This window comes from Thermosynechococcus sp. M3746_W2019_013 (assembly GCF_015296045.1).
Taxonomy (GTDB): Bacteria; Cyanobacteriota; Cyanobacteriia; order Thermosynechococcales; family Thermosynechococcaceae; genus Thermosynechococcus.
The window spans coordinates 1-6,187 of the sequence record NZ_DVDW01000057.1 but is presented as its reverse complement, the minus strand read 5'-3'; the positions used below and the strand labels follow the sequence as shown (position 1 = coordinate 6,187).

The following is a 6,187-nucleotide window of genomic DNA, read 5'->3' as shown; positions in this document are numbered from 1 at the left end:
AATAGGTAACAGATTATGAATTCTCTGCTGCTGGGCATGACGCTCAAAGGGCGAGCCACTAGAGTAGTAGTGAATCGGTTTGGGAACCAAAACCATGAATGAGCTCTTTGCTTTGCTGTTTATATTTGGGCTTGGGACCTGGGGTATTCCTAGCTCTGTGCGGATTATCAAACAGGGCAATATGGCGCTGGTCGAGCGGTTGGGCAGCTATCACCGTCGCTTGGAACCGGGGTTGAATCTTATAGTTCCCCTCCTTGAGCGGGTAGCCTTTGAGGAAACGATTCGGGAAAAGGTCTTAGATATTCCGCCGCAGCAGTGTATCACCCGTGACAATGTAACGATTACCGTGGATGCCGTCGTTTACTGGCGGATTATTAATATGGAGCGCGCCTATTATAGGGTGGAAAACCTGAAAATGGCGATGGTGAATTTGGTGCAAACGCAGATTCGAGCAGAAATGGGGAGGCTAGAACTCGATGAAACCTTTACCGCTCGTACTCAGGTGAATGAGAATCTCCTACGGGATCTCGATATTGCCACAGATCCGTGGGGCGTGAAGGTGACCCGTGTGGAACTGCGGGATATTGCCCCCTCGAAGGCGGTCCAAGACTCGATGGAACTGCAAATGTCTGCGGAGCGCAAAAAACGCGCTGCTATTCTCACCTCCGAAGGGGAACGGGAAGCGGCCATCAACTCTGCTCGCGGTAAAGCAGAAGCTCAAGTGTTAGCCGCCGAGGCAGAACAAAAAGCCGCTATTCTGGCAGCGGAAGCAGAGCAAAAAGTGGTTGTGTTGCGTGCCGAAGCCGAGCGTCAAGATCAGATTTTGCGTGCCCAAGGAACTGCAGAAGCGATGAAGATTATTGCGGCAGCACTGCACGAAGATCCCAAGACGAAGGAAGCGCTCCAGTTTCTCCTTGCTCAGAGCTATTTGGATATGGGACGCACCATTGGCCACAGTGATAGCAGTAAAGTACTATTTATAGATCCGAGCAGTATCCCAGCAACGATTGAGGGTGTAAAGTCCCTAATCGAGCAGTCTCCCCGCGAGGTATAGTCCATGGCACAATTTCGGGCACAGGTTTTTGTTACGCTGCGACCATCAGTGTTAGATCCCGCAGGAGTTGCCGTACAGGCGGGGATTCATCATCTGGGCTATACAAATGTGCAATCGGTGCGCATTGGCAAACTAGTAGAACTCACCCTAGAGGCCCGCGATCGCGCCACTGCTGAGGTACAACTCACCCACATTGCCGATCAACTGTTAGCCAATCCCGTGATTGAAACCTTTCGCATTGAATTGCAGGAGCTGGCGACTGCCGCAGAGTAGGCACGATGTTCAACTGGTGGGATGATCTATTAGCCAGTATCGAGGCGGGCATCAAGGCCGGCATTGAATCGGGATTGCAGTCCTTGGCCCACACCCTTGCCCCTTTGCTGCAAGTGCCGGAAGCCACAGCTCCCTTCCAGCGCATTGCCTTCTTTCGGGCGGGTGTGGATCAACCGATCGCTGGCCCTGGCATTAGAGTCGAAGGTGCTGCTTGGTGTCTGGCGTCCCACTGGCCGCAGAGAATTCCCCTCTTTGAACTCCCGGAAGCCCATCTGTGGCTGGAAGTGCCCTCTGCCCAAGGGGGAGATCAACTGCTCCTGTGCCGTGCTTTAGTCAAAACCGGGAGCTTGCCCGAGGGGGCACAACTGTTCCTCAGCCGCAGTCAACCCTTGGGTTGGACATTTTCGCGCACGGTTTCCCTCGTGGGCGATCGCGACTGGCATCTGTGCGAAGTGCCTTTTCACCTCAAACCAGAACTCCAGACCCCCGGCTTGATTAAAATTGGGGTGGAATTCATGGGACGCGGTGTGGTCTGGCTACGGGATATTGAGCTGCTCCATGCCCCCGCCAAGTTAAAGCCAATTACTGATGTGATGGATGGATTGCTGTGAGTCATGGCCTAAACGTAGGGATTGTCGTTTTTCCCGGATCTAATTGCGATCGCGATGTGGCCTACGTCACCAGTGAAATTCTCCAGTGGCCCACGCAACTGCTATGGCACGAGGAGACCGATCTGCGGGGTTACGATTTGATTGTGCTGCCGGGGGGCTTTAGTTTTGGCGATTATTTGCGCTGTGGGGCGATCGCCCGCTTCTCACCCATCATGGCCGCCGTCAAAGACCATGCCGCCGCTGGCAAATGGGTGCTCGGCATTTGTAATGGCTTTCAAATTCTGACGGAGGCAAAACTGCTGCCGGGTGCCCTCGTGCGCAATCGGGACTTGCACTTTATTTGCGATCGCGTCCATTTGCGCTTAGAAGCCAAAGAGCGGCCATGGCTACAGGCCTATGGCGATAAGACCGTGATTCGCTTGCCCATTGCCCATGGTGAAGGCTGCTACTATGCCGATCCTGCCACCCTCGCCGAACTGGAAGCCAACCGCCAAGTCCTCTTTCGCTACGCTGATGCCCAAGGGAATGTTACCCCTGAAAGTAATCCCAATGGTTCGCTCAACAATATCGCAGGTATTTGCAATGCTGCCGGCAATGTCTTGGGAATGATGCCCCACCCTGAACGTGCCGCTGACCCTGCCTTGATCAGCTCCCCCAGTGAACATACCCTGGAGGGCCTACAATTGTTTCAGTCACTACTAGGGGCCCCTGTCGGTTGCTAGAGGAACAGTGCTCAGCTAATGCATCTCCATGGAGCCGCTGCTGTCTTATCTGGTGGGAGCGATTGCAGCCCTCTTTCCCATTGTTGATCCCATTGGGGCTATTCCCATTTTCTATGCCCTAACTGCCAAGCAATCTCACCAACGCCGTTGCCAGCAAGCAAAACAGGTGGCCCTCAACGTGGCCGCGGTGCTGACGGTCTTCTTTCTCATGGGAAAAGGGCTGCTTGCCTTCTTTGGCATCTCTCTGCCGGTGGTACGTATTGCTGGTGGCTTGATTGTTAGCCATACTGCTTGGCAGATGGTGACATCTCAGGACCGGTTGACCCATCGGGAGCAAACGGAAGCGGCAGATAAGGCGGACATCTCCCTAACCCCTATGGCTGTTCCCCTCCTCAGCGGCCCGGGGGCGATCGCCATGACCATTAGCCTCTCTACGCGCTGTCATACCTGGCTAGAATATCTAGGGGTGTGGTTGGGGATTTTGTTGTTGAGCGCGATGGTTTACTTCCTTTTGATCTTGGGAGAACCCCTCAGTCAAGCCTGGGGAATTACCGGTCGGGGAGCCTTGACACGACTATTGGGCTTTTTCATTCTGGCGATCGCCGTCCAGTTCATTGCCGATGGCAGTCTGGCGCTCCTCCAACCCTTGTTGCGCTAGCGTACTTCGTCCTCTTGTCAATCTTTCGTCAATCGCTATCCAATCCATCCAAATGCCCATTTTTGCGACCAAGGGTGCCCACGTTTACCAACTGCATCAACTCACGGCAACGGTGAACCTCTACGACGCCTCCAGGGGCGATCGCTTGGCAACCCAAGGGGCAGCAGGACGGTTTCTCTGGGTATCTGCTTTGGCGTCTGAACGGACCCACGTACAACTGGCGGAGGATGAATACTGGGGCTGGTTGGATGCAGAGGATTACTGCCATCTCACACCCGCGACTCAGCCCTATCAACCCATTGCCCGCGATCGCGCGGACATCGAGGCTGTCCTTGAAGAGGTTATTGCCTTTTGCTTGGCGGCACAGCAAGTCCCCCATGAATATCTCTGGGGAGGAACCGTCGCCCCCCACTACGACTGTTCTGGCTTGATGCAGGCCAGTTTTGCCAGTCAAGGCATTTGGCTACCGCGGGATGCTTATCAGCAGGAGGCCTTTGCCACCCCTTTAGGGAGCAACTCGATTGCGGAAACCCTACCCCAACTTCAGCGGGGCGATCTGGTCTTTTTCGGCAGCTGTGAAAAGGCGACCCATGTGGGCCTCTATCTGGGGCAGGGGCAGTATATTCATAGCTCTGGCAAGGAATACGGCCGCAATGGCATTGGCATTGATACCCTCTTCCCCAGTGAGGATCCCGTGAGCATTGCCTATCAGCGGCAGTTTCGCGGTGGTGGCCGCATTGAGTATAGCTATCTGCCCCTAGCGACCCATCCCTAGTTTTTGCGCTTTTTGATAGACCTTACCTTCCGTGAGGAGGGAAGGAGCAATGACGATCTCCACCTGCTGCATTTCCCGCAGATCCTTGGCCCCAAGGGTTCCCATACTGGTTTGCAACGCCCCAAGGAAGTTGTGGGTTCCATCGTCCAACTGGGCAGGTCCCCGCAGAATCTGCTCAAGGGTACCTGTGGTGCCCACATGAATGCGCGTCCCCCGAGGCAGGACAGGACTAGGCGTGGCCATACCCCAGTGATAACCGCGACCGGGGGCTTCTTTAGCACGGGCAAAGGGCGACCCCATCATCACTGCATCTGCGCCGCAGGCAATACATTTGCAGACATCGCCACCGGTGACAAGGCCGCCATCGGCAATCACAGGCACATAGCGTTGCGTCTGTTCAAAATAGGCGTCCCGTGCTGCTGCACAGTCGGCGATCGCCGTCACTTGAGGCACGCCCACCCCAAGCACGCCACGGGAGGTACAGGCCGCCCCTGGACCGATTCCCACCAGAATTGCCGCCGCGCCACAGTGCATAAGACTGAGAGCCACCTCATAGGTGACACAGTTCCCCAAAATAACGGGCATCGGCATCCGCTCACAAAAGGCAGCCAAGTCTAGGGGATCTGTCCCCTCAGGCGCAAGGTGAGCCGGTGAGACAACGGTTGCTTGCACAAAGAGCAAATCCGCCCCTGCCGCTGCCACAACATCACCAAAACGACTGGCCCCCGCTGGAGTTAAACTGACAGCAGCAATCCCCCCTTGGGATTTGATTTCTTGAATGCGTTTTTCAATGAGCTGGGGTTGAATTGGCTGCGCATACAACTGCTGCATCAGGGGCACAAATTCATCCACACTGACGCTGGCAATGCGTTCGAGAATCGGTGCGGGATCTTCGTAGCGGGTTTGAAGCCCCTCAAGATTGAGGACGCCCAGTGCCCCCATTTGGCTGAGTTTGACGGCCATGGTAACATCCACGACCCCATCCATGGCACTGGCAATAATCGGAATTTCCCGTTCAATGGCACCAATGCGCCAGCGGGTATCCACCAATTGAGGATCAAGGGTGCGGTTGCCGGGGACAAGGGCAATTTCATCAATACCGTAGGCGCGGCGGGCGGTGCGATGTCCGCCTAGTTGAATTGTCATGGTGTTCCTCGCAGTTGGTAGGCTAAATGATCAAGTACCGTGTCTGAGTTGTTGTGGACAGTGGAACAAATTTACAAAAATTTACAACACCTTGACAAGCCATGCCTTGGCGCTAGTTCAATGGTGGGTTGGGCGATCGCCGAACCGGGCGAAAGGAAGTCGGACGCGGCGCTGGGGGCGATGAAGCGGCGCGCTGGGGGCGGGCTAGCCGTGCCTTGGCCTTGGCTTTCTTGGACTTCTTGATTTTGCGCGGGGGCAGAATACCCACTGTGGTTGCCTCCTGGACCACTAAACTTGTTCCCTGTCGTTGCACCTGAAAGTCCCAAAAGTACCCCGGCGACTTCATGGGCACGGTTCCTGTGAGTTTCAGTTTGAAGGCTTTGGGTTTTTCGCCCCGCCGGCGCGGCAACTGCTGGATTTTAACGACGACAAAGTTCTTTTCTTGGGAGTTGAAGATCACTTCTCCCCGTACAGAAAAGTAACCGTCATTGACGCCGGGATCCACTGCTGTGGCATTGGCCTGTTGCAGGCGCTCCGGTTCCCATACGCCCACAATTTGCAGGTGCAGTTTCACCGCTGCTTTGTCTTTGTCAGCATTACGGGTGCGAGGGTAGACTACCCAGAGGTGGGGTTCATTCAAGTCGAGATATTTTTTAATCAGGTTCATCACCTGCCCCAAGAGGACGGTTTCAATTTCCACCCCATCCTCGGTAATCATTACCCCTCGGTTGAACTCCTGCTCCGAAGCGGGTACATAGCGACCTCGCACAACCCCGATCGCCCGATATTGCATCCGTTCACTGGGGGGTGGGATGGGTTGGGGGTGGGCAGGAAGATCCGGTTGCCTAGAAATGGGTTCTTCAGGAGCGGCATTGACCTTGGGCAGTGAGCTACCCGCTGCAGCAACACCGAGAATTTCTGGGCGAGGCTTGGTTTCTAAATCAGGGG

The 6,187-nt window shown here is 55.2% G+C and carries 8 protein-coding genes; 6 read left to right on the top strand and 2 right to left on the bottom strand.

Translation table 11 applies throughout. From position 1 onward, the window contains the following. Positions 1-94 precede the first annotated feature (94 nt). The 6 genes from IGQ16_RS10415 to IGQ16_RS10390 are packed head-to-tail and all read left to right on the top strand — an operon-like array spanning position 95 to position 4,093. Positions 95-1,054 (top strand): SPFH domain-containing protein, encoded by a 960-nt coding sequence (locus IGQ16_RS10415; RefSeq protein WP_297061439.1) that lies wholly within the window; start codon positions 95-97, stop codon positions 1,052-1,054. 3 nt (positions 1,055-1,057) lie between these two features. Next, a complete protein-coding gene (purS, locus tag IGQ16_RS10410) occupies positions 1,058-1,327 on the top strand; it encodes a phosphoribosylformylglycinamidine synthase subunit PurS (protein ID WP_024125192.1) in 270 nt (89 codons plus the stop codon). A gap of 5 nt (positions 1,328-1,332) precedes the next feature. Next, complete coding sequence (locus IGQ16_RS10405; protein WP_024125193.1) at positions 1,333-1,938, top strand: hypothetical protein; 606 nt, start codon at positions 1,333-1,335, stop codon at positions 1,936-1,938. Beyond that, positions 1,935-2,660: a phosphoribosylformylglycinamidine synthase subunit PurQ gene (gene purQ / locus IGQ16_RS10400; protein WP_024125194.1), complete on the top strand. Its 726-nt coding sequence runs from the start codon at positions 1,935-1,937 to the stop codon at positions 2,658-2,660. The genes IGQ16_RS10405 and purQ overlap by 4 nt, the downstream gene beginning before the upstream one ends. Before the next feature lie 28 nt (positions 2,661-2,688). Further along, entirely contained in the window at positions 2,689-3,318 is a 630-nt protein-coding gene (locus IGQ16_RS10395; RefSeq protein WP_297061435.1) for a MarC family protein, read from the top strand. Positions 3,319-3,370: 52 nt separating this feature from the next. Further along, positions 3,371-4,093 (top strand): C40 family peptidase, encoded by a 723-nt coding sequence (locus tag IGQ16_RS10390; RefSeq protein ID WP_024125196.1) that lies wholly within the window; start codon positions 3,371-3,373, stop codon positions 4,091-4,093. Here the strand turns inward: IGQ16_RS10390 and IGQ16_RS10385 are convergent. Next, positions 4,076-5,239, bottom strand: a complete 1,164-nt coding sequence (locus tag IGQ16_RS10385; RefSeq protein WP_024125197.1) for a GuaB3 family IMP dehydrogenase-related protein — start codon at positions 5,237-5,239, stop codon at positions 4,076-4,078. The genes IGQ16_RS10390 and IGQ16_RS10385 overlap by 18 nt on opposite strands. Before the next feature lie 112 nt (positions 5,240-5,351). After that, on the bottom strand, positions 5,352-6,187 hold an 836-nt coding region (locus IGQ16_RS10380; RefSeq protein WP_297061433.1), incomplete at its 5' end, for a hypothetical protein.

Coding starts and splice junctions, on each gene's coding strand:
- IGQ16_RS10415 (WP_297061439.1), top strand. CDS start 95: ATGAATGAGCTCTTTGCTTTGCTGTTTATATTTGGGCTTGGGACCTGG.
- purS (WP_024125192.1), top strand. CDS start 1,058: ATGGCACAATTTCGGGCACAGGTTTTTGTTACGCTGCGACCATCAGTG.
- IGQ16_RS10405 (WP_024125193.1), top strand. CDS start 1,333: ATGTTCAACTGGTGGGATGATCTATTAGCCAGTATCGAGGCGGGCATC.
- IGQ16_RS10395 (WP_297061435.1), top strand. CDS start 2,689: ATGGAGCCGCTGCTGTCTTATCTGGTGGGAGCGATTGCAGCCCTCTTT.
- IGQ16_RS10390 (WP_024125196.1), top strand. CDS start 3,371: ATGCCCATTTTTGCGACCAAGGGTGCCCACGTTTACCAACTGCATCAA.
- IGQ16_RS10385 (WP_024125197.1), bottom strand. CDS start 5,239: ATGACAATTCAACTAGGCGGACATCGCACCGCCCGCCGCGCCTACGGT.